Origin of the sequence: Natronobacterium texcoconense (assembly GCF_900104065.1) — an archaeon.
Lineage (GTDB): Archaea > Halobacteriota > Halobacteria > Halobacteriales > Natrialbaceae > Natronobacterium > Natronobacterium texcoconense.
The window spans coordinates 35,267-61,072 of sequence record NZ_FNLC01000007.1 but is presented as its reverse complement, the minus strand read 5'-3'; the positions used below and the strand labels follow the sequence as shown (position 1 = coordinate 61,072).

At 62.6% G+C, this 25,806-nt stretch carries 26 protein-coding genes; 13 read left to right on the top strand and 13 right to left on the bottom strand.

The features are described 5' to 3' along the window. The first annotated feature begins 72 nt into the window (after positions 1 to 72). On the top strand, positions 73 to 2,724 hold the full coding sequence (gene leuS / locus BLR35_RS19425; protein ID WP_090385873.1) for a leucine--tRNA ligase: 2,652 nt from the start codon (positions 73 to 75) through the stop codon (positions 2,722 to 2,724). A 96-nt stretch (positions 2,725 to 2,820) separates the two neighbouring features. Here the strand turns inward: leuS and BLR35_RS19420 are convergent, their stop codons facing one another. The 3 genes from BLR35_RS19420 to BLR35_RS19410 are packed head-to-tail and all read right to left on the bottom strand — an operon-like array spanning position 2,821 to position 5,262. Further along, on the bottom strand, positions 2,821 to 3,258 hold the full coding sequence (locus BLR35_RS19420; RefSeq protein WP_090385871.1) for a hypothetical protein: 438 nt from the start codon (positions 3,256 to 3,258) through the stop codon (positions 2,821 to 2,823). 37 nt (positions 3,259 to 3,295) lie between these two features. After that, the gene (locus tag BLR35_RS19415; RefSeq protein WP_090385870.1) at positions 3,296 to 4,156 is read right to left on the bottom strand and encodes a hypothetical protein; all 861 of its coding nucleotides are present in this window, start codon (positions 4,154 to 4,156) and stop codon (positions 3,296 to 3,298) included. 2 nt (positions 4,157 to 4,158) lie between these two features. After that, positions 4,159 to 5,262: an ArsR/SmtB family transcription factor gene (locus BLR35_RS19410; RefSeq protein ID WP_090385867.1), complete on the bottom strand. Its 1,104-nt coding sequence runs from the start codon at positions 5,260 to 5,262 to the stop codon at positions 4,159 to 4,161. Between the two features lie 138 nt (positions 5,263 to 5,400). Between BLR35_RS19410 and BLR35_RS19405 the strand changes: the two genes are divergently transcribed. Further along, the gene (locus BLR35_RS19405; protein WP_090385864.1) at positions 5,401 to 5,679 is read left to right on the top strand and encodes a hypothetical protein; all 279 of its coding nucleotides are present in this window, start codon (positions 5,401 to 5,403) and stop codon (positions 5,677 to 5,679) included. Next, positions 5,676 to 6,113 (top strand): type II toxin-antitoxin system VapC family toxin, encoded by a 438-nt coding sequence (locus tag BLR35_RS19400; protein ID WP_090385861.1) that lies wholly within the window; start codon positions 5,676 to 5,678, stop codon positions 6,111 to 6,113. The genes BLR35_RS19405 and BLR35_RS19400 overlap by 4 nt, the downstream gene beginning before the upstream one ends. Before the next feature lie 1,017 nt (positions 6,114 to 7,130). Here BLR35_RS19400 and BLR35_RS19395 read toward each other — a convergent pair. Then, the gene (locus BLR35_RS19395) at positions 7,131 to 9,317 is read right to left on the bottom strand and encodes a heterodisulfide reductase-related iron-sulfur binding cluster (RefSeq protein ID WP_090385858.1); all 2,187 of its coding nucleotides are present in this window, start codon (positions 9,315 to 9,317) and stop codon (positions 7,131 to 7,133) included. A gap of 176 nt (positions 9,318 to 9,493) precedes the next feature. Between BLR35_RS19395 and BLR35_RS19390 the strand changes: the two genes are divergently transcribed. The 3 genes from BLR35_RS19390 to BLR35_RS19380 all read left to right on the top strand — a co-directional run bounded on the left by BLR35_RS19390 (position 9,494) and on the right by BLR35_RS19380 (position 11,332). Next, a complete protein-coding gene (locus BLR35_RS19390) occupies positions 9,494 to 10,084 on the top strand; it encodes a conditioned medium-induced protein 4 (protein ID WP_090385855.1) in 591 nt (196 codons plus the stop codon). Positions 10,085 to 10,131: 47 nt separating this feature from the next. Further along, a complete protein-coding gene (locus tag BLR35_RS19385; protein ID WP_090385852.1) occupies positions 10,132 to 10,815 on the top strand; it encodes a CRISPR-associated protein Cas4 in 684 nt (227 codons plus the stop codon). A gap of 154 nt (positions 10,816 to 10,969) precedes the next feature. Further along, entirely contained in the window at positions 10,970 to 11,332 is a 363-nt protein-coding gene (locus BLR35_RS19380) for a hypothetical protein (protein WP_090385849.1), read from the top strand. 51 nt (positions 11,333 to 11,383) lie between these two features. Here BLR35_RS19380 and BLR35_RS19375 read toward each other — a convergent pair whose 3' ends face one another. The 3 genes from BLR35_RS19375 to BLR35_RS19365 are packed head-to-tail and all read right to left on the bottom strand — an operon-like array spanning position 11,384 to position 12,828. Then, entirely contained in the window at positions 11,384 to 11,968 is a 585-nt protein-coding gene (locus BLR35_RS19375) for an L-threonylcarbamoyladenylate synthase (RefSeq protein ID WP_090385846.1), read from the bottom strand. A 48-nt stretch (positions 11,969 to 12,016) separates the two neighbouring features. Further along, on the bottom strand, positions 12,017 to 12,529 hold the full coding sequence (locus BLR35_RS19370) for a redoxin domain-containing protein (RefSeq protein WP_090385843.1): 513 nt from the start codon (positions 12,527 to 12,529) through the stop codon (positions 12,017 to 12,019). Beyond that, positions 12,529 to 12,828 (bottom strand): glutaredoxin family protein, encoded by a 300-nt coding sequence (locus tag BLR35_RS19365; RefSeq protein WP_090385840.1) that lies wholly within the window; start codon positions 12,826 to 12,828, stop codon positions 12,529 to 12,531. The genes BLR35_RS19370 and BLR35_RS19365 overlap by 1 nt, the downstream gene beginning before the upstream one ends. Positions 12,829 to 12,936: 108 nt before the next feature. Between BLR35_RS19365 and BLR35_RS19360 the strand changes: the two genes are divergently transcribed. Continuing rightward, positions 12,937 to 14,394 carry a hemolysin family protein gene (locus tag BLR35_RS19360; RefSeq protein ID WP_090385837.1) on the top strand — a complete coding sequence of 486 codons (1,458 nt, stop codon included), beginning with the start codon at positions 12,937 to 12,939 and terminating at the stop codon, positions 14,392 to 14,394. Positions 14,395 to 14,397: 3 nt separating this feature from the next. Here the strand turns inward: BLR35_RS19360 and BLR35_RS19355 are convergent, their stop codons facing one another. Next, a complete protein-coding gene (locus tag BLR35_RS19355; protein ID WP_090385834.1) occupies positions 14,398 to 15,153 on the bottom strand; it encodes a hypothetical protein in 756 nt (251 codons plus the stop codon). A 546-nt stretch (positions 15,154 to 15,699) separates the two neighbouring features. Here BLR35_RS19355 and BLR35_RS20430 point away from each other — a divergent pair. After that, complete coding sequence (locus tag BLR35_RS20430; protein ID WP_139169331.1) at positions 15,700 to 16,047, top strand: hypothetical protein; 348 nt, start codon at positions 15,700 to 15,702, stop codon at positions 16,045 to 16,047. Between the two features lie 120 nt (positions 16,048 to 16,167). On the opposite strand, the gene BLR35_RS19345 is transcribed toward BLR35_RS20430, so the two are convergent. Further along, positions 16,168 to 17,358 carry an inorganic phosphate transporter gene (locus BLR35_RS19345; RefSeq protein WP_090385831.1) on the bottom strand — a complete coding sequence of 397 codons (1,191 nt, stop codon included), beginning with the start codon at positions 17,356 to 17,358 and terminating at the stop codon, positions 16,168 to 16,170. 267 nt (positions 17,359 to 17,625) lie between these two features. Between BLR35_RS19345 and BLR35_RS19340 the strand changes: the two genes are divergently transcribed. From BLR35_RS19340 to BLR35_RS19325, 4 genes are read left to right on the top strand one after another with little or no spacing between them, the layout of a single operon-like run. Then, positions 17,626 to 18,477: a basic amino acid ABC transporter substrate-binding protein gene (locus BLR35_RS19340; RefSeq protein WP_090385828.1), complete on the top strand. Its 852-nt coding sequence runs from the start codon at positions 17,626 to 17,628 to the stop codon at positions 18,475 to 18,477. 11 nt (positions 18,478 to 18,488) lie between these two features. Continuing rightward, positions 18,489 to 19,340, top strand: a complete 852-nt coding sequence (locus BLR35_RS19335) for an amino acid ABC transporter permease (RefSeq protein ID WP_090385825.1) — start codon at positions 18,489 to 18,491, stop codon at positions 19,338 to 19,340. Continuing rightward, the gene (locus BLR35_RS19330) at positions 19,337 to 20,116 is read left to right on the top strand and encodes an amino acid ABC transporter ATP-binding protein (protein ID WP_090385822.1); all 780 of its coding nucleotides are present in this window, start codon (positions 19,337 to 19,339) and stop codon (positions 20,114 to 20,116) included. Before BLR35_RS19335 ends, BLR35_RS19330 begins: the two co-directional genes overlap by 4 nt. A gap of 42 nt (positions 20,117 to 20,158) precedes the next feature. Continuing rightward, positions 20,159 to 21,157: an amino acid ABC transporter permease gene (locus tag BLR35_RS19325; RefSeq protein WP_090385819.1), complete on the top strand. Its 999-nt coding sequence runs from the start codon at positions 20,159 to 20,161 to the stop codon at positions 21,155 to 21,157. A 67-nt stretch (positions 21,158 to 21,224) separates the two neighbouring features. Here the strand turns inward: BLR35_RS19325 and BLR35_RS19320 are convergent, their stop codons facing one another. Further along, a complete protein-coding gene (locus BLR35_RS19320) occupies positions 21,225 to 21,962 on the bottom strand; it encodes a DUF5828 family protein (protein ID WP_090385817.1) in 738 nt (245 codons plus the stop codon). Between the two features lie 145 nt (positions 21,963 to 22,107). On the opposite strand from BLR35_RS19320, the gene upp reads away from it, so the two are divergent. Beyond that, a complete protein-coding gene (gene upp / locus BLR35_RS19315) occupies positions 22,108 to 22,785 on the top strand; it encodes a uracil phosphoribosyltransferase (RefSeq protein WP_090385813.1) in 678 nt (225 codons plus the stop codon). 61 nt (positions 22,786 to 22,846) lie between these two features. Here the strand turns inward: upp and BLR35_RS19310 are convergent, their stop codons facing one another. From BLR35_RS19310 to BLR35_RS19300, 3 genes are all read right to left on the bottom strand, one after another. Continuing rightward, positions 22,847 to 23,173: a DUF4234 domain-containing protein gene (locus BLR35_RS19310; RefSeq protein ID WP_090385810.1), complete on the bottom strand. Its 327-nt coding sequence runs from the start codon at positions 23,171 to 23,173 to the stop codon at positions 22,847 to 22,849. A gap of 115 nt (positions 23,174 to 23,288) precedes the next feature. Further along, positions 23,289 to 23,489 (bottom strand): YgaP family membrane protein, encoded by a 201-nt coding sequence (locus BLR35_RS19305; protein WP_090385807.1) that lies wholly within the window; start codon positions 23,487 to 23,489, stop codon positions 23,289 to 23,291. Between the two features lie 74 nt (positions 23,490 to 23,563). Continuing rightward, positions 23,564 to 25,711 (bottom strand): S9 family peptidase, encoded by a 2,148-nt coding sequence (locus BLR35_RS19300; protein ID WP_090385805.1) that lies wholly within the window; start codon positions 25,709 to 25,711, stop codon positions 23,564 to 23,566. Positions 25,712 to 25,806: the final 95 nt, after the last annotated feature.

Below are 25,806 nucleotides of genomic sequence, written 5' to 3'. Positions count from 1 at the left end.
GTACCGCGAAGTGGCCAGCAACGGCCACTGGATGGAAAGCTATACGACGCCGTCGCGTCCACACGTATACAAATGAGTGACGCCGGTTACGACCACGCGGCAGTCGAGCGGCGCTGGCAAGAGGCGTGGGACGACGCGGACGCCTATCGAACGCCCGACGACGTCGAGGACCCGACGTACGTCCTCGGGATGTATCCGTACCCGTCGGGCAAGCTCCACATGGGCCACGTCCGCAACTACACGATCACGGATGCCTACGCCCGGTATCGACGCATGCAGGGCGACGACGTCCTCCACCCGATGGGGTGGGACGCCTTCGGACTCCCCGCCGAGAACGCAGCTAAGGACCGCGACACCAACCCGCGAGACTGGACGTTCGACTGCATCGACACGATGCGCGACCAGATGGACGCGATGGGATTCGGGTACGACTGGGACCGCGAGGTCGCCACCTGCACGCCCGAGTATTACCAGTGGAACCAGTGGCTCTTCTCTCGGTTCCACGACGAAGACCTCGTCGAACGCCGCGACGCCGAGGTCAACTGGTGTCCCGAGTGCGAGACCGTCCTCGCCGACGAGCAGGTCGAAGGCGAGGCGGAACTCTGCTGGCGCTGTGACACCCCCGTCGAACAGCGCGAACTCGAGCAGTGGTTCCTGAAGATCACCGAGTACGCAGACGAACTGCTCGAGGACATCGACGACCTCGAGGGGTGGCCGAACTCGGTGCGCCAGATGCAGCGCAACTGGATCGGCCGGCAGTACGGGACGGAACTGGACTTCGAGGTCGAAGGGCACGGCCCCGTTCGAGCCTTTACGACGCGCGTCGACACCATCTACGGCGCGACGTTCTTCGCGCTCGCACCGGACCACCCGATCAGCGAGGAACTCGCCGAGGAAGACGAGGACGTCCGCCACTTCATCGAACACGAGGCTGATCCGGAGGGTGACGAACCCAACGGTGTCGCAACCGATCTGACCGCGACCAACCCCGCCACGGGCGAGGAGATCCCGGTCTACGTCGCCGACTTCGTTCTCTCGGACGTCGGGACGGGCGCGCTGATGGCCGTCCCCGGCCACGACGAGCGCGACCACGCCTTCGCCGAGAAGATGGGTGAGGAGATCGTGCCTGTCATCGCGCCCGAACCCGAGGAGGGCGAAGAACCCGAAGCGCCGGACGTGAGCGAGGAGGCGTTCACCGACGACGGCGTGCTCGTGAATTCGGGCGACTACTCCGGATTGGACAGCGAAACGGCCCGCGAGCGCCTGACGGAGGACATAGAGAGCGCCGAGCACGCGAAACAGTACCAGCTTCGCGACTGGGGGATCTCCCGCCAGCGCTACTGGGGAACCCCGATCCCAGTCGTCCACTGTCACGACGACTGTGGGGCCGTGCTGGTACCCGAAGAGGACCTGCCCGTCGAACTGCCGGAGTTCATCAACACCACCGGGAATCCGCTGGACGCCGCCGAGGAGTGGAAGCAGACGACCTGCCCCGAGTGTGGTGGCGATGCCACGCGCGAAACGGACACGATGGACACCTTCGTCGACTCCTCGTGGTACTTCCTGCGGTACGTCTCGCCCGGACTCGAGGAGACCCCATTCGACCTCGAGCGTGCGAACGACTGGATGCCGGTCGACCAGTACGTCGGCGGCATCGAGCACGCCGTAATGCACCTGCTGTATTCGAGGTTCTTCACGAAGGTGTTGGCCGACCACGAGGGCTTGGAACACCGCGAGCCGTTCACGAACCTGCTGGCCCAGGGAATGGTCCAGCTAGAGGGCGAGAAGATGTCGAAGTCGAAGGGGAACGTCGTCTCACCCCAGCGGATCGTCGAGGAGTACGGTGCCGACACCGCCCGGCTCTTCATGATGCAGGCCGCCCAGCCCGAGCGCGACTTCGACTGGAGCGAGGAGGGCGTCCGTTCGACGAACGCCTTCCTCGCGCGGCTGAAGGAGATGGTCGAAGAGTACACCACGAACGGGCCGGACGGCGCAAACGACGCCGTCGCCAGCTACGTCGATGCCGAAATCGACGCGACGATCGCCATCGCCGACGCGGAGTACGACGACCTCACCTTCAACAAGGCGCTGCGGGAAACCCAGGACCTGACGCGGACGCTGCGACAGTACGCCGACTACACCGAACCCCACGCCGACACCTACGAGCGCGGCCTGTCCGCGGTCGTCCGGCTGCTGGCTCCCGTCGCCCCCCACCTCGCCGAAGAGCTGTGGAACGAACTGGGCAACGACGGCTTCGTCGTCGACGCCCCGTGGCCAGAGGCCGAGGTCGACCGCGGCCACGTCCGGAAACGCCGCCAACTCGTCGAGAACACTCGCGAGGACGTCCGCGACATCGTCGAGGTCGCCGGCATCGAGGATCCGAAGGCGATCGACGTCGTCGTCTCCCCGGAGTGGAAGTACGACGCCCTCGAGATCGCGATCGAGAGCGACGCCGACAACTTGATCGGCGAACTCATGCAGGAGTCACACATCCGCGAACAGGGCGACGCAGCGGCCGACTACGGCCAAGACCTGCAGGTCGAGCGCGAGGCCCTCGAGCGAACGCTCGGCCCCGACGAGGAGTACACGGCGCTCGAATCGGCCGCGTGGCTGCTCGAGCGCGAGTTCGAGGCCGACGTTCGAGTCGTCGAGGCCGACGAGGTCGACGAGAGCGTGCTGAAAAACGCCGAACCTGGTCGGCCGGCGATCGAGATCGAGGACTGATACGGTCTGCTGTGCCGATTTATCCGCACAACCGCTGACGGATCGCGGTCGTGCCGGCAATGACTTACAGCGGTCCGTCCGACAACGAGGTGGACGTCACTCGGCAGATTCGCTCGCCGCGTCCGCCTCTTCCGTTTCCGACGTGGCTTTCCGCCGATTCCGGACCCCGACGAGCGCGAGCAGTACCAGGAGCGTGCCGATTCCCCGGACCGCAGTGACGACCCCGTCACGCCACTCGAGTGTGTCCGCGTCCTCGTAGGCGACCTCCACGCCCGTCTCGAGGTACTGCTTCGGGAACAGCGCCGCGAGACCGCCGGCGAGACCCGCGACGTTCAACAGCCAGGCGTAGCTCTTCCCGCCAGCAGCGCTCGCCAGCGCGTAGAGGATTCCCTCCGCCCGGATACCGGAGACGAGCCACGGTTTCGGCGTCGCGTCGTCAGAGTTCTCGAACGCAACTTCTTCGTAGGTTTCGCGTACGCCGTCCGGGAACAGTGCAATCACCACTCCGAGTAGTCCGAACAGGAGTCGTACCATGGTCGAACGTTCCCGTTCAGTGACCGTAAGCGTACGGTCAGTTCTCGAGAGGCGGTAGCGATCCAGCCCCTCGTTTCCGGTGGAACAGGTACTCGAGGCCGCCGATCAGAACGGCTCCAACCAGCAGGAGCGAGCCGCCCCAGAGGTACAGCGTCAGCGGCGTCGGGACGAGTCCGAATCCGGGTCCCGCCGGCGGCAACGTCTCGAGGGAGAGTTGCCACGTCCGGTAGGTCGCCCAGCCGAACGCGACGAGGACGAACCCGGCCGGTGTGACGAGTCGGAGCCGCCAGGCGAGGACGACCGGGACCGCGCCGAGCAGGATCAGCCCGCCTGCGATGACCGTCAGCGCTACAAGTCCCGCTGGATCGGCGTGAGCGAGTTCGCTCGGCCGGGGCAGGAAGAGGCGGTTCTCGAGCGTGGCCGTCAGCCAGTTGACCACCAGCAGGTGAACGAGGCCGACTACGAGCGCGACCGCCTCGACTCGAGTCGGCCGAAGCCGGCGGTCGCTCCGTCGGGCGGCGTACTCGAGCGGAACCGCGAGTACGAGTGTCGGGAGTCCGACGACGGCGGTGCCGACGAGCGTCGAGACAACGTTTGGCAACTCGCCGAACCCGAGGGGCGGCCACGCTACAGCACCGACTAGAGCGACGAGCCCGAGAGCGAAGGCGATCCGGCACTCGAGTGTCCACGCGACACCAAGAATCACACCGACGAGCCCGAAGAGGCCGACAAATCTGGCCCACAGTCCGGCGTCGAACGATCGCCACCACGGAATCGCCGACGGTTCGGGAAGAGCAACGAAGACGGCGGCGACGACGAGCGGAAGTCCCACGGCACCCGTGAATCCGGCTCGAAGGAGGGCATCGAAATCGACGTCGGAGGGAGACCGTTTGGACATATTCACCCCACCAGCCGAAGCCAGCCCGCGACGATCACGACCACAAACAGCGGATGTGCCACGAGCAGTGCGATAGTTCGCCTCGAGAGCGGTTCTCCAATCCCTCGCCACGAAGCAACGGTGCGCCCGACGAGATACGCGATCGAGCCGAGCGGCGCGGCGACGATGGCGACGGCGACAGGGCCAAGGGCGAACAGGATCGGATCGATCCCGCCGCGGGTGAACTCGCCCGCGACGAGGTAGCCCCAGATGCCGACGAACGGAGCGCTCGCGGCCGCCCAGCTCACGGCCAGCCCATCGTTCGCGTAGGCAATCACGCCAGCAGCGACGACGCCGAGCGGGATCACCAGTTGCACGAGCAGCCAGGCCGCGAGCGACAGTCTGTGACCCGTCCCGGCGGCCACGAGGTCGAGCGCGAGGAAGGTCACGAGACCACCGACGAGGATCGAGACGGCGTACCGGCGCGTCGATTCACTACTGCGACCGAGGAGCAGCCGTACCCGCCCGGTACGGCGGTCGTCGGCGAGCCGGTCGAAGACGCCGACGCGATCGGCTGCCAAGACGACGAGCACGCCGACGAGGAAAGTCGCGACCGCGGCTGCCGTTCCAGAGGTCGCCGCCATCACTTCGGTCCGCGCGGCGTCGTCGCCGAGCATCCCGATCCGTTCGGGACCGCGATCGACGACGGCGACGACCATCGCGAACAGCCCTGCGAGCACGATCGGCGCAAACAGCCGATCGACAGCCTCCGCCAGCCGATCCACCAGACCGGGTTCTCCCGCCGCGACCACGACCGCACGCTTCGACGGCTCGTAGACAGTCACCTCCCGGCCGTTCTCGCCGTATCGGGTCTCGACCGCCTCGAGCAGGTCCGCGGACTCGAGTTTGTCGACGTGGTAGCCGACGTTCTGGACGCTCGTCTCGAGTTCCTCGGCCAGTTCCGATCGAGTTCGGCCCTCCTCGTAGCAGGCCTGGAGAACGGCGCGAGAGGTCTCGGAGCCGAGCGCGTCGAACAACTGGTCTGCATCCTCGCCCTCTAATCCGACGACGGTCGGGTCGTCGGGTTCGTCGCGGAGACGCTGCACGAGTCGGCCGGCGAGATCCATGCTCGGAACCTGGGACGCGAGATCAAAAGAGTGTCCGGGTACTTAAACAATGATTTGAGCTGAGTTGAACCAGGCTCGACGATGCGAGATACCAGAACTAGCGGAACTATTTTCCGAGTAGAACACTCTACTAGCGATATGAGCACCTCGGTCAAGGTGACGGACGCAACGAAATCCCAACTCGAGGAGTTACAGGCCGAGATCAGACTCGAGACTGGGAAAAACGTGACTCAACAGGAACTCCTCGAGCGGATCGTAACGGACAGCTACGGGTCGAAAGACGAATTGATCGACTCGTTCCGCGACGAGTTCGAACCGTTGTCGGAGAACGAGATCGAGCGCTGGTTGTCAGGGAGTTCCGACTGGGGAGTCGAAACGAGCGAGGGCGAAATCGACGACGTGCTGTACGGGAAATGAGCGTCCTCATCGATACGGGTGTCTTTGTTGCGGCACAGAACGAACGTGACGAACATCACGGTGCAGCGACTCGAGCGCTAACTGCCGCGTTCGACGGCGAATTCGGAGCACTGTACACGACTGATTACGTGTACGACGAAGCCGTAACGCTCGCACGGATGCGAACCGAGAGCCATCGCGAAGCCCGTCTCATCGGGGACCGTATCGCAGGTCGTGGTTCGTTTCCGGACGGAATCGAACTACTATTCATCACCAGTGACCGATTCGAAAAAATGATCGAGACGTTCGAACGGTACGACGATCACGAACTGAGTTTTACGGATGCGAGTCTCATCACACTCGTCGAGAACGAGGGGATAGACGCAGTCCTCAGTTTCGACGACGACTTCGATGGAGTCGTCGATCGAATCGATCCGAGAACCGTTTCGTCGTAATTGAAGAAGGACTGTTCTTTTATCGGAAGTCGGCCAACGACGGCGATGCACGGTTGACCTCCCGAAGGCGGTCGGATCGTAAGCAAGGCACTCCCCGAGTGCAGCGTGGTTCGCTGCGTCGTCGACCCTGGTCGTCGTGCCGACCGCGTCTGCCAGTTGGCTGCTGATTAGGTCGACGAATACGAACTATCGCTGGTCGAAATCGCACGCAAATTGCGCGACATAGAGAATCGAACCCGTCTATCGCTGCCAGTTGCCGACTGGCTCGAACCCAGAACTAGTATGGTACGAGCGCGTCGTCATTGGTCAGATTAACGGTACTGACTTCGCTGGACGATAGCAATCCAGATAATGAAACCATGTTATCCTGAATCCTCGTCGCGGTGGAGATCAAATTCGACAGCGATCGAATCAGTTACGCCAAAATATACAAATCGATATCGTCCAGGTTGAAGGGCGGGACAAACTTCGAGTTCGGCATTATCATCAACAAGTCCGTTATCAGTTAATTCGAGCGTCCATTCGTATACGTTACCAGGTCTATGACTACGTTCGACATCCGTATAGTCCATATACCCTTCGGTTATACCACGCACTTCCTCCCATCCGGCGTCTGTGTAAACAAGAATATTGTAATGATCTCGAGTCGCGGTGTATTCTGAAGTGAGAGATGTATTTCTGAGAGTTATCTTTGCAGTGTCACCGTATCTAAAAGAGGTATCATTTATGCGTAGTGAAAAGGGTCCAGCATCACCTACCTCTCCTGGCCCTCGGTTTGAGAGTCTATCAAATTCGTTGTCATCACAATTGAGTGGGGAGGGTACCGTTTCCGGTTCACGGCTGGGTGAGATTTCGCCACTGGCCAATATGCTTTGACAGCCACTGAGACAGACAATGGTTGCACTCGCAAGAAATTGCCGTCGGTTCATACATAACAAAATGATCCCAAACGATAAACACCTTATCCTATCTACACTTCGGCCGAATGAAAACGTCTCGTCGTAGAGACAGTCGGATTTAGTCCGCCGCGACCTCGAGGTCGGCTTCTTCTTCCTTGCCGATGGCCTCGACGATCAGTTCGGCGACGTCGACGATTTCGATTTCGTCCTCGTAGCCGCCTGTCTTGCGGCCGTCCTCGTACATCGTCATGCACATCGGACAGGCGACGACGAACTTTTCGATGCCGGCACCGGCGTCGGTGTCCTCGAGTGCCTCTCGAATCCGTTCTTCGCTCGGCTTGGGTTCTTCTTCGAAGTCCATCCAGAGGCCGCCACCGCCGCCACCGCAACAGAAGGAGTTGTCGCGGTTGCGGGGCATCTCGTCGAGTTCACAGCCCGTGGCGCGGATGAGTTCACGCGGGGCCTCGTACTCGTCGTTGTACCGGCCGAGGTGACATGGGTCGTGGTAGGTGACGGTGTAGTCGAGTTCGTCGCCGTTCAGGTCGAGTTTGCCCTCGGTGACGAGTTCCTCGACGGCCTGGGTCCAGTGGAGGACGTCGATCTCGCCGTCTTCGTTCCACTGCTCGTCGTACTCGAACGGCATCATCGGGTCGTCCGCGAATTCGTCGAAGTTGAGTTCCGGATACTCGTTCTCGAACGTGTTGTAGGAGTGGGGGTCCGTACAGACGATCTTGTCGAACTCGCAGTCCTCCCAGGTCTCGACGTGGTGGCCGGCGAGTTCGACGTACAGCAGTTCCTCGCCGACGCGGCGGATGTCGTTGCCGTCGTACTTCTCGTCGTCGAAGAGGATGCCGAAGCTGACGTCGGCCTCCTTCAGGATGGTCGCGAGCGAGCGGGCGACCTGCTTGTTGCGCTCGTCGTAGCTCGGGAAGTCGCCGACGTACCAGAGGTAGTCGACTTCCTCTTCGCGGGCGTCGGGGACGTCGAACTCGAGGTCGTCGGCCCAGTCGCCGCGGTCGCGTGGGGAGTCGCCGAAGGTGTTGCCGTTCTGCATGACGTTCTGGAAGACGTCCTGCATGCTCGGCGGGACGTCGCCCTGGTCGGTCATCTGGCGGTTGAGCCGGGTAAAGGACTGGAGGTGTTCGATCTCGACCGGGCAGGCGTCCATGCAGGCCATACAGGCCATACAGGACTCCATCGTCTCGGTGTTGATCACCGAGGTGCCGCCGTCGGCGATGATCGGCTTCTCCTCGCCGCCGGCGTCGAGTTCCTCGCGGTACTTCTTCAGATCGAGGATGACGTTACGCGGGTCGAGCGGCCGGTCGGATGCTTTCGCGGGACAGACCGACGAACAGCGACCACACTTGGTACAGGCGTCCTGGTCGAGGATTTCCTTCCAGGTGAAGTCGTCGATGGATTCGGCGTTGGTTGCGTCCAGGTCGGAGGGGACGTTCGGCAGACGTGCACCTGCTTTCTCGTCGCGAACGACGACGTTCGCGAACGACGAGAGCATGTGGAACGGCTTGGCGTAGGGGATCCACGCGATGAAGAAGAACGCGATCAGCGAGTGAGACCACCACGCCAGCCAGTGGAGGTTCTCGGCGTTCAGACCGCCGCCGTTGAGTCCGGCCTGCTCCGGTCCGAGGACGGCCAGTCCGGTGGCATCGAAAACCATCGCGAGCCCGTAGCCGACGAAGCTGACGATTTCGTGGTCGGGCATGCCGGCGCTGTAGATACGAAGGCCCTCGAGCAGGAAGCCGCCGACGCCGAGCAGGAACAGCGTCCAGATGAAAATGTCGTCCTCGTTAGACGTGTGGCGATCCCAGAGGCGCTCGTTACGAACCCAGTAGCGCCGGTACATCGCCATCCCGATTCCGACGACGAACAGCAGCCCCATGGCGTCGACCATGAACTGGTAGGAGAGATAGAAGTCTCCGTCCCAGAACTGCAGGCCGAGCAGCATGTCGGTGGCGTACTGTTCGAAGCCGATGATCAGCGTCGCGATAAACAGCGTCAGGAATCCCCAGAGGATGAAAGCGTGCATCAGGCCGCCGTAGAGATCCCTGTTGAACTGTTTCTCGTTCGAGAGGACGATCTTGGCCGCGCTGACGATGCGACTGGGAAGGTCGTTCAGCCGGGCGAACGGGTCGTCATCCCCCTGTGTGTACCGGCTGAATCGCAGGTAAACCCCGTAGGCGAACACGGCGAGCGTGATCACCGTCAGGAGATAGAACACCGCGTATCCGGTGTCGCTAATCCCCCAGTAGGTCTCCCGTGCGATGTCCGACTGGGCTACGACGTTCATGTTCAATCACGGGCGGGGGCGTGACTTAATTCTTGCCCCACCGAGCAGATACGTACCCCAACGCCGTCTTGCGGAAATAATAAACTATTCTTTCGTTTATTCCGATTGTCGACCGGTAACGCGCCCACGTTATCTGGCAACAGGCTTATATAGCCACCCGTCGGGAGTGTCCACCCATGAACGAAAAAACCGAGGAACTCCGGGATATCTTCACGGACGTCACCGACGGCGAAGAGACGGTCACCCAGTCCCAGGAGAACAACCGGGGCTCCCTCGAGCGAGACGAGCGAACCGACGACGAGCGACTCGAGAGCGTCGTAACCCAGATGCGAGAGCGATACGAGTTCGAGACGGAGCTCTCGGACGAACAGCTCGTAGCGGTCGCTAAAGCGTTCTACGAGGACGAAAGCGACGAGGAGATCGCTACGGATCTCGGCGTCGATACGGAGGAAATCTTCGAAGCACGCATGTCGTTGCACCTGATCGGCGACGACGACGCCGACGACGTCGACCTCGCGGCGATCCGCGGTCGTGAGGAAGACGACGAGACGCTGGCCGAAGAGTACGACGTCAGCGCCGACGATATCGGACGGTACAGACGCGTCGCCAAAGCCGAAGACCAGTCCCGGACGGCAAACGACCGCTACCGCGACGAGTTCGACAGCATCCTCGCCGACGCGGAACTCTCCGCCCAGATGACCTCGGACGTCCGCGAGGACGGCCTCGAGGACGCTACCGAGGGGATGGAGACCGACGTCGACTTCTGAACGCGCCTGTCCGCGGGTTTTTGTGGGAAGCCACGGCCAGGAGAGGCGTGTCTCGATCGCACGTTTCGTTCAGCGACCTCCGGACCGCTGCCTACTGTGCACGGAAGTGTTACTACCGGCAGACTCGAGACGACGATCCGGACCCCCCACCGAAAGTCGAGCAGATCAGGGCACTTTCGGCGAGGTACGAGGAACTGCTCGCGTTACCGGCCGGCCATCTGGAGGCGGAACCGATCGCTATCTCGCCCGTCGAGTATCGCGACCGTCTCGAAACGACTCGGGATCGACTCGTCGCGAACGAGCAGTGGGTACGCCTCCGAAATCCTGAGGACAGAAACGTCGTCGCCACGGGCCGTGACTGTCGCGGCGTCGTCCACAAAGTACTCTCGGGGCCGGTCGAACCGGCACTGATCTCGGCCGGCAAGCCACCGGAGCGAGGCGTCTGGGGCTCCCAGTCGGTTCAGGCCGTCGCCGCGGCGAAGGCCCTCTCCTGGGAGCACGAGACGTCGATCGACCGGGTCTGGCTCGAGTACCCGGCCTACGGGGAGATCCGCTCGCTCGAGTTGACGACGCGCCGGAAGGCCCGTTACCGGCGGGCCCTGAGAACGGTACGAGAACTGGACGGGCCGCCGCCTCGCACCGACAACCGTTCGAAGTGTGACTCCTGTGAGTTCGCCGGCGAGTGTGGAGTTCGGACGCGGACGTTGCGATCGTTGCTGGGGCTGGGCTGAGTATTTGTATCGGTCGGCACATCGATCAGACGATGAACTGGTAATAGTTAGATACCGTTATCAGGCCCTGAAAGACAGGAATACGGTCGTTTTGGTGTCGATCCGCCCTGATACCGAGAGACTTTTACTCGGGACTGAGTAAGAAGATCCACTGATGATGTGGCAAGATTTCGTCTTCCTCGCTGGAAGCGTCCTCTCGATCACGTTCCTCGCACCGACGGTCCGGGACACGAACGCACGAGTGCCACTCGGCTCGAGCGTTCCCTCGATGACGATCGGGAGCGTCTACTCGTTTACCTACGCGACGATGGGAATGACGTTCTCGGCGCTGGGGTCGCTCGGCGTAGCGGTGATGTGGTCGCTGATCGCCTTCTACCGGGCGCCGGGACCACAGACCGGTCCGAAGAACATCCTGCAATTCGTCCGTTCCCTGGCGCGGCAGGGCCACGATCTCGTGACGACTGCAATCGACAGTTCGGGACCGTCCACGACGGACCGTGAGCAGGCGGCAGACTGAAAATTTTCGTCGGTAGAGGGTACGTCGTCCGGATGTCGCAATTTCTCGTTCTCAGTGGGCCGCGAGCCACTCCTCGATCTCGTCGGCCATCGCTCCACGGCGGTGGATCGTCTCCGTCGAGACGTCGACGACGGTGCTCTCTGTACCCTCGGTCCGTCCGCCGTCTAGCGCGACTGTGGCTTCCTCGCGGATTTCGGGGTCGACTTCCTCGAGCGTCCGGGCGCTCTCCCGGCCGCTGACGTTCGCGCTGGTCGACGTGATCGGCGTGCCGGCCCGCTCACAGAGTGCCAGCGCGAGGTCGTGATCGGGGACGCGGACGCCAACCCGGTCGTTTCCAGCGGTGAGAACGTCCGGAACGGCATCGCGTCGACGACACAGCACCGTCACGGGACCGGGGAGAAACGTCGCCATGAACTGGCGCTCGCGTTCGGTCGCGCGGACGTGCTGGAGCGCCGAAGGAACCGACGGCACTGCAAAGGAGATCGGGTTCGACCGATCTCGCTCTTTCGCCTCGAACACCCGTTCGACCGCGTCGGCCTCGAGCGCGTCGGCTGCGAGCCCGTAGACGGTCTCGGTTGGGTAGACGACCAGGTCTCCCGATTCGATCGCCGACGCCGCACGGTCTATCTCGCTCATTCGGGTCGAACTCGGCCCAACGCGAGGAAAAAGGTATCGTCTGTACGGTTACGCGAGACCGAGTTCCGACTCCAGGTCGTCGTAGTCGGGAAACTCGGGCCACTCCGCGGCGACCCACGTCGTTTCGACGGTCAGGTCCGCATCGAGTGCGACGAACGCGAGTCGAGGTTCGCTGACGCCGGCCATCCCGTCCAGGTCGTGGGCGAAACCGTACTTCTCTGCGACCTCGTTACCCGGATCCGCGAAGAACTCGAACGGAACGTCGTTGTCCTCGAGGAATCGCTTGACTCCGTAGGGGTTGGCGGCAGTGATACCGACGACGCGGGCGTCGGCCTCGTCCCAGCCGCGTTCGGTGAGTTCGTCCCAGACGTACTTCGCGAGGAACGAGCCCGCCATGGGGGTAAAGACGAGGATCGTTTTCCCGGTGTCAGCGACGAGGTCGGACACAGAGACGTCCTCCCAGTACTCGTCGGTGACCAGCGGACGGGTGAACTCGAGAGCCTCATCGCCAGCTTCGGGATGCTCCGTCGACTCGAGCGAGACGACCTCGAACTCCGGCATCAGGCGTCACCTCCGGCGGCGGCGGTTTCGGCTGCGGGAGCCTCCGAGCCGTACGTCGACTCGAGGTAGTCGACGATATTGGCGCTCTCGGCCATCGTCACGCCAGTGTCGTGGTCGACGATCACCGGCACCGTCCGGACGCCGGCGACGCGTTTGACGACGTTTCGATCCGAGTGCATCGGCTCGACGAACCGCGACTGGTAGTCGAGGTCGTACTCCTGGAGCAGCCGAGCGACGCGTTCGCAGTACGGACAGCCCTGCAGTCGGTAGAACGTGATCTGTTGGTCGTGGTCGCTCATACACGGTGATAGTGAAGACAGCCGGGTAAGCGTGTGGGTCCTCGTCTCGGGCCATACATCGGGAAAATGGTAAACTGTTAACCGGTCGGGCGCCAAGAGCAGACATCGATGTCTCTCTCCCTCGAGTTCGTGCTCGCCGCGTACGAGGTGTCGGCCGTCCTCACGGCCGACCCGTATCAGGTGCCGGTTGTCGACTACATGATCGACCAGTCGACGGTGGCGATCCTCGGAACCCTCGCGGTAGTCGTACTCATCGTGCTCTCCGGTTTCTTCTCTTCCTCGGAGATCGCCATGTTCAACCTGCCGAAACACCGCCTCGAGGGGATGGTCGAGGACGACCTCGAGGGAGCCGAACTCGCGAAGGAGCTGAAAGACGACCCCCACAGATTGCTGGTGACGATCCTCGTCGGGAACAACATCGTCAACATCGCGATGTCTTCGATCGCGACCGCGTTGCTCGGGCTCTACTTCGGCGGACTGGTCGCCGTCTTCCTCGCGACCATCGGGATCACGGCGGTCGTTCTCCTGTTCGGTGAGAGCGTCCCGAAGTCCTACGCGGTCGAGAACACGGAATCGTGGGCGCGCCGAATCGCGAAACCGCTGAAGGCCACGGAGTACTTCCTGTTCCCGCTGATCGTCCTCTTCGACTACCTGACCCGGCAGGTCAACAGACTCACCGGCTCGACCGGTGCGATCGAGTCGCCGTACGTCACCCGCGACGAACTCCAGGAGATGATCGAATCCGGCGAGCGCGAGGGCGTCCTGAAAGAGGAAGAACACGAGATGCTGAAGCGAATCCTCCAGTTCAACAACACGATCGTCAAGGAGGTGATGACGCCACGTCTCGACATGACGGCGATGTCGAAAGAAGCCGACATCGACGAGGCGATCGAGACCTGCATCCAGAGCGGCCACGCCCGACTGCCCGTCTACGAAGGGAGTCTCGACAACGTCCTCGGCACCGTCCACATCCGCGACCTCGTCCGAGATCTCAACTACGGCGAAACCGAAGACGACGAACTTGAACTCGCCGATCTCATCCAGCCGACCCTGCACGTCCCCGAGTCGAAGAACGTCGACGAACTGTTGACCGAGATGCGGGAAAACCGGATGCACATGGCGATCGTCATCGACGAGTTCGGTACCACCGAAGGGTTAGTGACTGTCGAGGACATGATCGAAGAGATCGTCGGCGAGATCCTCAAGTCCGGCGAGGACGAGCCGATCGAAGAGCTCGACGAGCGAACCGTGATGGTCCGTGGCGAGGTCAACATCGAGGAAGTCAACGAGGCACTCGAGATCGAACTCCCCGAGGGCGAGGAGTTCGAGACCATCGCTGGCTTCATCTTCAACCGCGCGGGCCGACTGGTCGAAGAGGGCGAGGAGATCACCTACGACGGCGTCCGGATCACCGTCGAAGACGTCGAGAATACCCGGATCATGAAAGCACGGCTGCGAAAACTGGAAAAAGCGGAGGCGGCCGAAGATACCGACCCCGACGACGAAGGAAACGGAACCGACGAAGAAGCAAACACCGGCAACGTCGCCGACAGGACGTCGGAGTAGCAGTTACGGCCGAGTCTCGAGCAACTGGAGAATTTCGTCGGCCACCGACGGTGGGACGGCGATCCGTCGCGGACCGGCGACGTACTGGCCGTCCGGCTGACGGTAACTGAGTTTCAGAACGGCAGCGTCGCCGACTTCTCGGACCGAGATGTCGTCGATTACCTCGAGGTCGACCCGGTGGTCGGGATCGTAGAGGTAGATCGTGCCGTCGTCTCGATCGACCGCACCGACGGAGCGAAGGAACGAGGCCAGCACGAGCGCGACGAGTGCGATCGGGATCGTCAGTGCGGCCAGACCCGTAAAGAGGCCGACACCGATCCCACCACCGAACTCGATACCGCTCTGGGCGACGAACCGACCGGTCCCCATCAGGATCACGATGACGGCACCCATCACGACCGTTCCCACGGCAGCGTCGATCGCTCGCGACAGCCCACGATCGGACGGCGAACCCACGGGCAGTGGGAGTAACTCGACGAGTCGCTCGAGTCGCCGTTCGGAGTTGCTGGAAACCGCGAGTACGAGGACGGTCACGACGAGGGCGGCGATCGATGCAAGAACGATCGACTCCGCGAGACCGCTGATCTGACCGGCGAAATCGTACAGTCGCCAGAAGACGATGGTGGTGATCGCAGCGAAGAAGGTGCCGACGCCGAGCGACCAGAGGAGACGAACGGTTCGAGACGTCGATGCGTCGCGTCGCCACTGGATCGTTTCGGGGTCGTCGGGATCGACGGGTGGAGCCGCGTCCTCGTCCATACGTAAAATCGCTACCCGTCGAATAAAGTCCGTTCGGTCTCGCACGGTCTGCTGAACGGTTTGGCGGGGTCTCCTCGAGCAGTTCTGTCGGTGCGCCGAAAACGGTCACAGTAGGCCTGGTCCCTCGAGGCTCCACGACCCGTATATACTGCTCAGCGGATTGCTGCCAGTTTCGGGTGATGACCTTGTTAGCAAGCGGATTGAAAAGCGACTGAGTCCCCAAGAGTTGAAGATGCTATGGATAGCCAGTAGTTGTATCTTTATGGACACGGTCGCAGAACTCGTTCTCGTTGTGAGTTCTCTCCTCATTATCGGGGTCCCCGCATGGTACATCTGGAGGTGGAACCTCGAACAGTCTGGCGGAAAAGATGATACATGACGGTCTGATACTGCAGTGGTCACGGAAATTTCCCGGCTGGCCGGTCACTATCGTCGTAAATGAGGATTGTAAAAGTATGTAAAATGTTTATAATATGCTTACCACAATACCTGAATAGCTGGATGAAATTATTACAATTGACATCCATATCAGGCCCGCTCCGTAGGATGAAAAGCGTTCTCAATAATCCTGTGAAAGTGGTCTCAGTAGTCGGCCTTGGAATCGTTCTGTTGTTGCAGGCCCATTCACATTATAGGATTTTCCTTGAGGAAGGTATTGAGGCCGTCGTAGCAACCCCTGCGTTTGCAGTATATATAATAGTCCCAATCGTTATATTAGCTATTGCTACTAATTATTTAGATCAACTGCAACTAGCGAGTGTCCTCTTTGCATCCACAGCAGCTGTGATCGGTGTTGGATACCTATTAGAGCCAACAGGCGTTCAGCTCATTCTAAGTATCTTTTTTGGCCTCAGCGCAGTGTACAGTGGCTTCAAAGCATATGCCGATAATTAGAAGTTGTAAATCCCTTCTCTTCTGGAGTAGGCTCAATCGAGCCGGATCTCGTCCATCGTTCGCGCTCTCTATTCAGTATGCCACCAGAAACCTACATGAGTATAGAGCCAGCAGTCCGGCTCAAAACACGAAGTCGAACGCACTGAAGCCGACGTAGGAGATGACGACCGACCCGACCAGCGACGCAATCCAGGCGAGGACGGTAAACAGCATCTTGCGGCCGCTGACGCCACCGGAACCGGAGGCCGCGGCGTAGCCGCTCCCGATGATCGCGCTGACGATAATTTCGTTGAACGAGACCGGAATGCCGTAGAGGACGGCCGTCTGTGCGATGATGAACGAGGGGATGAGCGCCGCGATCGAGCGGCGCGGACCGAGCGAGGAGTAGTCCTGCGAGATCGCCTTGATCATCCGCGGTGCGCCCGTCCAGGAGCCAAGTAGGAGACCGAAGCCGCCACCGACGAGCAACGCGAGCAGCGGGAGGCCAACGTCACCCGACAGCGGGATCAGCGGGCCGATCGCGAGACCGACCTGACTGCCACCCGCGGAGAAGGCGACGAGTCCGCCGAGCACGAGCAAGAAGTGTCGTTCGCCGTGTTCGATGCCATTTCGCAGGTCGTAGCCGACCACGAGCGCCCAGAGCAGCGCCATCACGATCGTCGCGACGACGACGCCGACGATCTCCGGCCCCGGAATCGGGCCGCTCGAGGCCTGGGCGATCGACGCGCCGTCGGCCTCGCCCTGTCCGAGGACGGCGAACTCGATGTTGGCGACGATGGTGCCGACGAATGCGGCAAGCAGGACGATCAGTGATTCTTCGGCGATCGGTTCGGCACGCAGCAGGCGGGCGATCCCGTACGCGAGGCCGCCGCCGACGAACGGCGTCAGAATCCACAGCGTCGCGATCTCGATGTACTTCGGCCAGGCGGGATCGCCACCCATGGCGAGCCCGACGCCGATGACCGCGCCTGTCACGGTAAACGCCGTCGCGATGGGATACCCCGCGAAGACGCCGATCGCGACCAGTCCGGCAGCGATAATCAGCGCGATCGTCGCGGCGCTCGGCGAAAGGACGACGCCGCCGATCAGTTCGGTACCGACTGCCTCGGAGACGTTCGCACCCTGCAGGACTGCACCGGCGAAACCGAGAATCCCGACGAGGAAGCCGGCACGCATCACCGAAATCGCGTTCGCACCGACGGCAGGTGCAAACGGCGTCGATCCGCTCGAGCCAGCCCCGATCGCCCAGGCCATAAAGAGGCTGGCGAGTGCAGCAATCAGGAACGTCGCGATCGTCGCGATCTCGACCATCTACGAGGGGGCTACTGGCGGGTGGTACAAGTGTGTGCCGGCCTGCGATCGCGGTCAGTCGGGGCCGGTGGCGGTCCAAGCCTGAACTGCTAGGTCGAATCCAGCGGTGTGGGTCGATTCGACTCAGCAGTCGACGCTTGGAACGGTACCAGTTACCATTCGGAAGGAGTCGAACAGTGTACGCGACCGGGCGAGGATGCCTGAAATTGCGCCTCGGTGTAAAACCTTAACATCTAAGCCGGGCCCGGGGTACTACTACGTAGAGCTATGGTGGAGAAACGCGAATCGTTCGATCGGAGATCGTATCTGAAAGCGACGGGCGCGGGGATCGCTGGCATCTCCCTCACTGGATTTGCCGGCTGTCTCGAGGACGCCGACGACGGCGACGATGACGACGAGACCGGAGCCGACGACGATGATGGGGCTGGTGACGACGAAAACGAGATCGTCGCGGGAACGGCACCCGGCTTCGAGCCGTTCGAGATGGTCATCGACGGCGAACTCGTCGGGTTCGACATCGACCTCCTCGAGGCAGTCGTCGACGAGACCGAGTACGAACTCGCCGACTGGCAGGAGATCGAGTTCGACGGCCTGATCCCGTCTCTCGAGAACGAGAACATCGACGTCATCGCTGCGGCGATGACGATCACCGAGGACCGACAGGAGACGATCGCGTTCAGCGATCCCTACTACAGCGCCGACCAGACGGTGCTCGTCCAGGAGGGCGGCGACGTCCAGCCCGACGAACTCGAGGATCTCGAGGGTCACAACGTCGGTGCGCAGTCGGGGACGACTGGCGAGGGGATCGTCGAGGACGAACTGATCGCGGAGGGGCTGATCGACGACGGCGACTACGACTCCTACGACAACTACGTGCTCGCGGTCGAAGAACTCGAGCGCGGCACCCTCGACGCGATCGTCATCGACGAACCGGTCGCCGAGTCGTTCGCGGCCGACCGCGACGTCGAGATCGCGTTCACGTTCGAGACCGGCGAAGAGTACGGCTTCGGCGTCCGACAGGAGGACGACGACCTCCAGCAGGCGCTCAGCGAGGGCATCGAAGCCGTCCAGGAGAGCAGCGAGTACGACGAGATCACCCAGGAGTGGTTCGACGAGTAACCTGAGGCGACATGGTAGGTGAGTTCGTCGCGTCGTCTGTGACCGTCACGGCGGCCGCGCTGTCGACGTCGGTCGATCCGTCGCTGCTCTCGACAGCGGCCGCGCCGCTCCAGATTGGGAGCCCCGAGGACTGGGAGTTCGTCGTTCGAAACGCCGACTACTTGCTGTGGGGAGCAGCGATCACGGTAGCCCTGACGCTGACGAGTATTTTCCTCGGCTTTCTCGCCGGCTTCCCGGCGGGAGCGATCGAGGTCTACGGATCGGGCTACTCGCAGGCGTTCGTCAGGAAGGTCGGCGTCCTGCTGCGTGGGACGCCGATTCTCGTGATCATGATTTACATGTACTTCGTCATCCCGATCGGTCCGCTTCTGACTGGGATAGACTGGACGCTCGGGGGAATCGAGTCGCTGCTCGGTCCGACGCCGTTTACCGTTCCGACGGACGTCCCAGAGGCGTTCATCGCGGCGACGCTCGCACTCGGGCTCCGCAGCGCCGCCTACCAGTCCCAGATCTTCCGTGGCGCGCTCCAGAGCATCGACGACGGACAGATGGAGGCTGCGCGCTCGATCGGGATGAGCCGCCTCGAGGCGATTCGTCACGTGATGGTACCTCAGGCGATGCGCCGGAGCGTTCCCGGGTTTCAAAACGAGTTCACCATCGTGCTGAAAGACACGTCGATTGCGTTCGCGATCGGCCTCGGGGAGTTGCTCAAGCGCAGCCACGACCTGTTCATTCAGGAGACGACGGCCGTACTGGAAGTGATCGTCTTCATCAGCCTGATCTACTTCGTACTGACCTTCGGCACGAATCGACTGCTCGACTATCTGAGCCACAAGTTCGCGATACCAGGTGAGACAGCGTGACAGACACCGAGACGACAGAGCCGACCGACACGGAGCATCGAACCGAGCCACTGTTGCGACTCGAGGACGTCCACAAGTCCTACGGAACCGAGCGCGTTCTCCGGGGTATCTCCCTCGAGATCGAGCGGGGCGACGTCGAGGTGCTCGTCGGGCCGAGCGGCAGCGGCAAGTCGACGCTGTTGCGGTGTCTCAACCGGTTAACGGAGGTCGACGAAGGGGATATCTATCTCGGTGATCTCGAGGTCACCGGCGAGAATAACCCGAACGAGATCCGCCAGCAGATCGGGATGGTGTTCCAGGACATCAACCTCTTCGCCCATCTCACCGCGCGCAAGAACGTCACGCTCGGCCTGCGAAAGGTCCGTGGAATGGATGAAACAGAGGCCCGCGAGCGCGCGGACGCCGAACTCGCACGTGTCGGGCTGGCGGATCAGGCCGACTCCTACCCGGCACAGCTGTCGGGCGGGCAGAAACAGCGCGTCGGCATTGCCCGCGCGCTCGCGATGGACCCCGAGGTCATGCTGTTCGACGAGCCGACGAGCGCGTTAGACCCCGAACTCAGCAACGAGGTGCTCGCGGTTATGCGCGAACTCGTCGAAGACGGGATGACGATGGTCGTCGTCACCCACGAGATGCGCTTCGCTCGTGGAGCGGCCTCGAGCATCTCGTTCCTCGAGAGCGGCGAGATCGTCGAACGCGGGCCGCCGGACCGAATGTTCGACGACCCGAAGGAGGAGCGAACGAAGCGATTCTTCGAGAGCATCCGCCATGATTAGCGCCGACGGCGAGACCAGGGAGACGGAGGTGACCGCGCGAGGATGAGCGTCTCGAAAGGCACCGCCCTCGAGCGCCTTCGTGCCGCGAACGTCAGCCTCGAGCGGCGGCTCCTGCTTGCGGTGCTGGCCGCGTTCTGGGCCTGGCTCCTCTTTCGCTGGCTCTACGACTTCGTGCTCGCGCGCTGGGGCGTCGGTCCCGGAGCTGGCGAGCCGTTCCTCTCGCCGGAGCCCGTCGAGAACGTCGCTGCGACACTCGAGGGGTCTGTGATCGCGCTCGGACCCGTCCGTCTCCCGGTCGACTGGCTCGCCTCGCTCGTCGACGGGGTCGCTCTCGCGATCGAGATCGGTCCTGCACTGGCGACCGGTGCGTGGTACACCGTCGTCCTGACGACTGTCGCCATCGTTTTCGGCTTCTTCATCGCCGTCCCGATGGCGGTGCTCCGGGTCTACGGTGGGCCGTTCCGCTGGATCTCGCTCATTTACACGGAACTGATCCGCGGGACGCCGCTGCTGGCGCAGCTGTTCGTCCTCTTCTACACGCCGTACCTGGCGGTCCCGCTCAACGACATGGCGGTCGTCGGCAGCGGCGCTGTCCCCGACTACGCCTTCTGGATCGCCATCATCGGTTTCACCATCAACGGCTCGGCGTACCAAGCCGAGTACATCCGCGGCGCTCTCGAGAGCGTCGACGAGGGGCAGCTAACCGCCGCGCGCGCTATCGGGCTCTCGAAACTCGAGGGAATCCGCCACGTCGTCTTGCCACAGACGCTACGGTACGCGATTCCGGCGTGGACGAACGAACTGGTCTACCTCATCAAGTACTCCTCGCTGGCCGGATTTATCACGGTGCCCGAACTCTACTACCGGGCCAGCCGGATCGCGTCCTCGACGTTCGAGTACACGCCGATCTTCACGCTGCTCGCGCTCGTCTACCTGGGGATCGTCCTCTCGGCGACGGATCTGATGAGCTACGTCGAACGGCGGGTGGCCGTCCCCGGCATCGGCGGTGCCGAAGGGCGCCAGCAGGGGACGGCGGACTAAATAGACTGTCGGGCAGCGGTCGGTCGTCTCGGGGACAACCGATCTTCGAACAGTTTCGCCGGCGATATCAGTTCGTCGTCGACTTCGGCTCGTCGTCTTCTGGCTCCGGCGGCGGCTCGGCACCCTCGATCGCTTCTGCCGCATCGGTGTCTTTCTCGACTTCGACGTGCCAGCGGTCGACCTCCTCGTCGAGTTCGGCCAGCCGATCCGAGACCTCGTCTTTCAGGTCGTCGTCGTTGACGTTGACCTCGAAGACGAATCGTTCGGCGTCGTCGTTCCCGCGCGCGGACTGCTGGATGTTCGCACTGACGAGCGCGTTGTCGAAATAATAGGGTGCGAGCTGTGTCATCACGTTCTGGTAGACCGTGTCCTCGACCCGTCGCAACGCCTTGCGGCTGGCAGAATCTGCCGCGCGCGCGACGTAATCGATCGACTCCTTCCAGTTGTCGACCGCGGCCTCGGCGTCGTCCTCCTCGAGCTGTTCGTACGACTCCGAGAGCTTCTCGCCGGCGGTCTTGATGTCTTCGTCGGGCTCTTTCCCTGCTTTCTCGCCTTTCCCTTCCTCGACGCTTGCCTGGTCAGCCGTCTTCTCACTGACGTCGGCATCGAGGGTTTCGTGGGCCTTGGGACGCCACTCCTCCCACTCCTCGAGCGCACCCGTGAAGTTCTCGTCGGCGTCGGTGTCGGCGGACTCGTCGCTCGAGCCGACGCCGGCGTCCCGCAGCGCACGGGAGATGCGTTCGCCGTGTTCGACGACGTCGCCCCAGTCACCGCGAACTTTGAACCCCGAGATGCTCTCTTCCATTCGATTGACGCGGTAGTATGGCGTGGACCGTCATAAACTTCTCCGCCGATCGTGCGTGGGTGGGGCCCAGGGCGACTGTCATCACGTCTCGCACGCTCGTGAGCGATCCGATACCGTCAACTACCCGGCGCGAGCCAGTACGAGTATGACGATCGAAGACCGGGACGACGCGTATCTCGTCACGCACGCACTGGCGAAACACACGCTCTCGCAGCTGCGAGACGTCGAAACCGAACAGGTCAGCTTCCGCAAGGGACTCGTGAAGCTCGGGCGCATCTGTGGCTACGAGATTATCGACGGCCGCATGGAGACCGAGTACGTCGAGATCGAGACGCCACTCGAGACCACGATGGGCGAGCAGGTTCGTGGCCTCGACGACGTCGTCATCATCAACGTCCTGCGCGCGGCGACGCCGTTCGTCGAGGGACTGCTGAAGGCGTTCCCTCGCGCGCGACAGGGCGTCATCAGCGCGAGCCGCGACGAGGAGGCCGGCCGCGAGGAAGATGGCTCGTTCCCGATCACGATCGACTACGTGAAACTCCCCGAGATCACCGAAGACGACACCGTCATCGTCGCCGACCCGATGCTCGCGACGGGGTCGACGATGTGTGCAGTCCTGGATCACATCACGGACAACTCGGTCGAACCGGAGAACCTGATCGTCCTCTCCGCGGTTTCGGCACCGGACGGCCTGCTGCGCGTCGACGACGAGTTCCCCGAGGCCGACCTGCTGACGGTGTCGATCGACGACAAACTCGACGACGACGGCTTCATCGTTCCCGGTCTCGGCGACGCTGGCGACCGGGCGTTCCGGACGACGTAATCGAGAGAGTTCATCGGCGCGAAAAACCAGTCGTTTCTGGCCGTTAGGCCGTTCTCTCCGATCAGGCCTGTTCGTTGATCCCGCTCTGGACGAGATACATCATGATCGGGAAGAAGACGATCCAGGTGAGGAAGACAACGACGGAACTGACGTTCGGCAGGAGTTCCTCGGCGTCGGAGCTGGTACGCCACATCACGAGCAGGTTGTAAATCGGGATGAACAGCCCGATCGTTCGAACGATCGGGTTGAACTCCTCGTCTTTGGCAGCGGCGAACTGCTTGTGGACCTGGTGGAGCCAGTACACCAGGTAGAGTCCGAGGGTGACGATCGAGAGGACGATTGCCAGAACGGTGCTTCGCTCTTCGAAGGTTCCTTGGGTCGCTGACATCACTCGACACGAGTGATGCCTATTTTATAATTCTTGCGGGGAAACAGGTGGAAGAGCCACCGGAAGCGGACCAGTATCTGCCAATCGGTCCGAAATAGCCGGCTTCCTCTCGCCATCAAGGGTCCGAACAGGTATCGATACCCACGAGTGCGTTGACCGGACACCGCTGAATCACAGCCGTCGCGAAAATGTCGCTTCCGGCGACGAACGCAAGTGTTCCGAGAGTATCATTTCGATTCCGGTAGCCGAACGCGAGCAGCGCGAACCCGCCGACGATCCGAACGAGGCGGTCGATTCCGCCGACGTTTCGATCCATACCCGTCCTATCGGAGCCACAGCCGTAGACCTGTTCCCTGCAACCCCTTCGTTTCCGGTCGAGAGTCGACCGGTTCACTCCTCGTCTGCGTCCTCCGAACCGGCCGAGAGACCGTCGTCACGGTCGCGCTCGAGCGCCAGCGGATCCTCCGTATACTCGGAGTAGCCGTCGAACCAGCGGACGATGCGCTCGAGGCGGTCGACGACGTGGCCGGGTTCGCCCGAGCGAGAGAGTTCGTGGCCTTCGCGTGGGTAGCGGACGAGTCGGGTGTCGACGCCGTGTTTCTGCAGGCCGAGGTAGAACAGTTCGGCGGTGTTGGCGGGCGTTCGGTAGTCTCGGTCCGAGTGGAGAAGCAGCGTCGGTGTGTCGACCTCGTCGACGTGGGCTGCGGGGGACTGCTCCCAGAGGAATTCGGGTTCGCCCCAGGGTGTGGTGCCGAAGTCGCCCTCGACGAGTTTGAACGCGTCCGTCGAGCCGTAGAAACTCGTGAGGTCGTAGACGCCTCGCTGGGAGACGGCGGCCTCGAAGCGGTCGGTGTGAGAGACCGTCCAGGCGGTCATGAAGCCGCCGAAGCTACCGCCGGTGACGTACTGTTCGGTCTCGTCGACGTAGTCGCGCTCACAGACTTCCTCGACGCCTGCCAGCACATCCGAGAGCGTCACGTCGCCCCAGTCGCGTTCGATCGCCATCGCGTGCTCCTCACCGTAGCCGGTCGAGCCACGCGGGTTACACCAGAAGACGACGTACCCTTCCGCCGCGAGCGTCTGGAACTCGTGCCACATCGTCCCCGCGGTCGTCCACTGGGAGTGGGGGCCGCCGTGGATCTCGACGACCAGCGGGTACTCCTCGTCGGTCGCGTCGGCGTCGAACTCCGGCGGCGTCAGGATCCACCCCTGGATCTCGGTGCCGTCGTTCTCGAACCGGATCTCCTCGGGCTGGCGGACGGGCCGATCCGCGAGCAGATCGGCGTTGACCCGCGTCAGCCGATGGACCTCGTTGCCGCCACGGGTCGAGACGAAGATGTCGCCGGGATGGTCCCACTCGCTCTGGGCGAACGCGATGGTGTCCTCGCCGACCGAGAACGCTTCGACGGTAGCGCCGTCGCCGTGGACTTTCGTGGGGGCGTCGCTCGCGTCGGCCGGCACCGACCAGAGGACCTGCGATCCTTCGTCCGGCGTCGCGAAGTAGAGCGACTCGCCGGCGGGATCGAACTGGAAGCCGCTCCCGGCACCGATGGTCCGATCGAGCGGATCCGTCGGCGTGACCTCCGTCCCGTCCGATCGGTCGTGAACCCGGATCTCGGTCTGGCGCATCGTCATCTTATCCTCGGGCGTGTACGTGAACGCGACGAGGCCGTCCGTCGTCGCCTCGAGCGACGCCACCCAGCCCGTCGTCTCCGTGAACGCCGTGACGTGGTCGCGCTCTCGAGTTTCGCCGTCGTCCGAGGCATCCGACGCGTCGGCTCCCAGGTCGTGTTCGTACAGTTCGTACGTGTCCGAGTCGTCGGGGTGTTCGTCCTCCTCGGTAACCTTGGCGGCGTAGTAGATCGTCTCGTCGTCGCCCCAGGTCGGTCCGACGTAGTCGACGCCGCCGGCGGTCAGCCGCGTGATCGGGTGGGAGTCGCGCTCGAGTTCCTCCCCGTCGTCCCCGAAGAGCGTGCTCTCGTCGGCCTCGAGTGCTTGCTCGACGTCGACGACGTAGACGTGGCTTCGGCGGCCGTCGAAGTACTCCGTCGCGGCGCGGTAGATCATCCGGTCGATGACCCGCGGGTCGGGTTTCTCGGGTTCGTAGTCGGGATCGACGGCGTAATCGCGGTCGTGCTCGCGGTCGTCGGGAGTGACCTGCTGGGTGAAGAGGAGTTTCGAGCCGTCCGGACTCCACTCGAGGTCGGCGATGCCGCCGACGACGCCCGTAATTCGTCGGGCTTCGCCGCCGGTCGTTGGCAGAATCCATAGCTGCTGGCGATCGGTTTCGCCACGAGTACTGGTGAACGCGAGTCTGTCGCCGTCCGGACTCCAGCGAGGCTGGCCGTCGACGCCCTCGCTGACGGTAAACTGGGTCGGCTCGTCGCCGCCGACGGGGACGGCGTGGATCGTCGCGGTGTAAGACTCCTCGTCGTCGGGTTCGCGTCGCACGAACGCGACGCGGTCGTCGCCCGGCGAGAGGCGAGGCTCTTCTGCGTGAGTGATATCGTGGTAATCGGTCGCGTCGATTCCGTTCACGTCCCTCGAGAGGGAGGGATATCTAAAAGATTTTCCGCCGATTTCACGGGGTGGAGCGTCGCCACGGTACGCTGTGGACCACTCGCTGCACTGGT

Bases quoted from the DNA above. Each gene is read 5' to 3' on its own strand.
- leuS (WP_090385873.1), top strand. From the start codon at position 73: ATGAGTGACGCCGGTTACGACCACGCGGCAGTCGAGCGGCGCTGGCAA.
- BLR35_RS19420 (WP_090385871.1), bottom strand. From the start codon at position 3,258: ATGGTACGACTCCTGTTCGGACTACTCGGAGTGGTGATTGCACTGTTC.
- BLR35_RS19415 (WP_090385870.1), bottom strand. From the start codon at position 4,156: ATGTCCAAACGGTCTCCCTCCGACGTCGATTTCGATGCCCTCCTTCGA.
- BLR35_RS19410 (WP_090385867.1), bottom strand. From the start codon at position 5,262: ATGGATCTCGCCGGCCGACTCGTGCAGCGTCTCCGCGACGAACCCGAC.
- BLR35_RS19405 (WP_090385864.1), top strand. From the start codon at position 5,401: ATGAGCACCTCGGTCAAGGTGACGGACGCAACGAAATCCCAACTCGAG.
- BLR35_RS19400 (WP_090385861.1), top strand. From the start codon at position 5,676: ATGAGCGTCCTCATCGATACGGGTGTCTTTGTTGCGGCACAGAACGAA.
- BLR35_RS19395 (WP_090385858.1), bottom strand. From the start codon at position 9,317: ATGAACGTCGTAGCCCAGTCGGACATCGCACGGGAGACCTACTGGGGG.
- BLR35_RS19390 (WP_090385855.1), top strand. From the start codon at position 9,494: ATGAACGAAAAAACCGAGGAACTCCGGGATATCTTCACGGACGTCACC.
- BLR35_RS19380 (WP_090385849.1), top strand. From the start codon at position 10,970: ATGATGTGGCAAGATTTCGTCTTCCTCGCTGGAAGCGTCCTCTCGATC.
- BLR35_RS19375 (WP_090385846.1), bottom strand. From the start codon at position 11,968: ATGAGCGAGATAGACCGTGCGGCGTCGGCGATCGAATCGGGAGACCTG.
- BLR35_RS19370 (WP_090385843.1), bottom strand. From the start codon at position 12,529: ATGCCGGAGTTCGAGGTCGTCTCGCTCGAGTCGACGGAGCATCCCGAA.
- BLR35_RS19365 (WP_090385840.1), bottom strand. From the start codon at position 12,828: ATGAGCGACCACGACCAACAGATCACGTTCTACCGACTGCAGGGCTGT.
- BLR35_RS19360 (WP_090385837.1), top strand. From the start codon at position 12,937: ATGTCTCTCTCCCTCGAGTTCGTGCTCGCCGCGTACGAGGTGTCGGCC.
- BLR35_RS19355 (WP_090385834.1), bottom strand. From the start codon at position 15,153: ATGGACGAGGACGCGGCTCCACCCGTCGATCCCGACGACCCCGAAACG.
- BLR35_RS20430 (WP_139169331.1), top strand. From the start codon at position 15,700: ATGAAAAGCGTTCTCAATAATCCTGTGAAAGTGGTCTCAGTAGTCGGC.
- BLR35_RS19345 (WP_090385831.1), bottom strand. From the start codon at position 17,358: ATGGTCGAGATCGCGACGATCGCGACGTTCCTGATTGCTGCACTCGCC.
- BLR35_RS19340 (WP_090385828.1), top strand. From the start codon at position 17,626: ATGGTGGAGAAACGCGAATCGTTCGATCGGAGATCGTATCTGAAAGCG.
- BLR35_RS19335 (WP_090385825.1), top strand. From the start codon at position 18,489: ATGGTAGGTGAGTTCGTCGCGTCGTCTGTGACCGTCACGGCGGCCGCG.
- BLR35_RS19325 (WP_090385819.1), top strand. From the start codon at position 20,159: ATGAGCGTCTCGAAAGGCACCGCCCTCGAGCGCCTTCGTGCCGCGAAC.
- BLR35_RS19320 (WP_090385817.1), bottom strand. From the start codon at position 21,962: ATGGAAGAGAGCATCTCGGGGTTCAAAGTTCGCGGTGACTGGGGCGAC.
- upp (WP_090385813.1), top strand. From the start codon at position 22,108: ATGACGATCGAAGACCGGGACGACGCGTATCTCGTCACGCACGCACTG.
- BLR35_RS19310 (WP_090385810.1), bottom strand. From the start codon at position 23,173: ATGTCAGCGACCCAAGGAACCTTCGAAGAGCGAAGCACCGTTCTGGCA.
- BLR35_RS19305 (WP_090385807.1), bottom strand. From the start codon at position 23,489: ATGGATCGAAACGTCGGCGGAATCGACCGCCTCGTTCGGATCGTCGGC.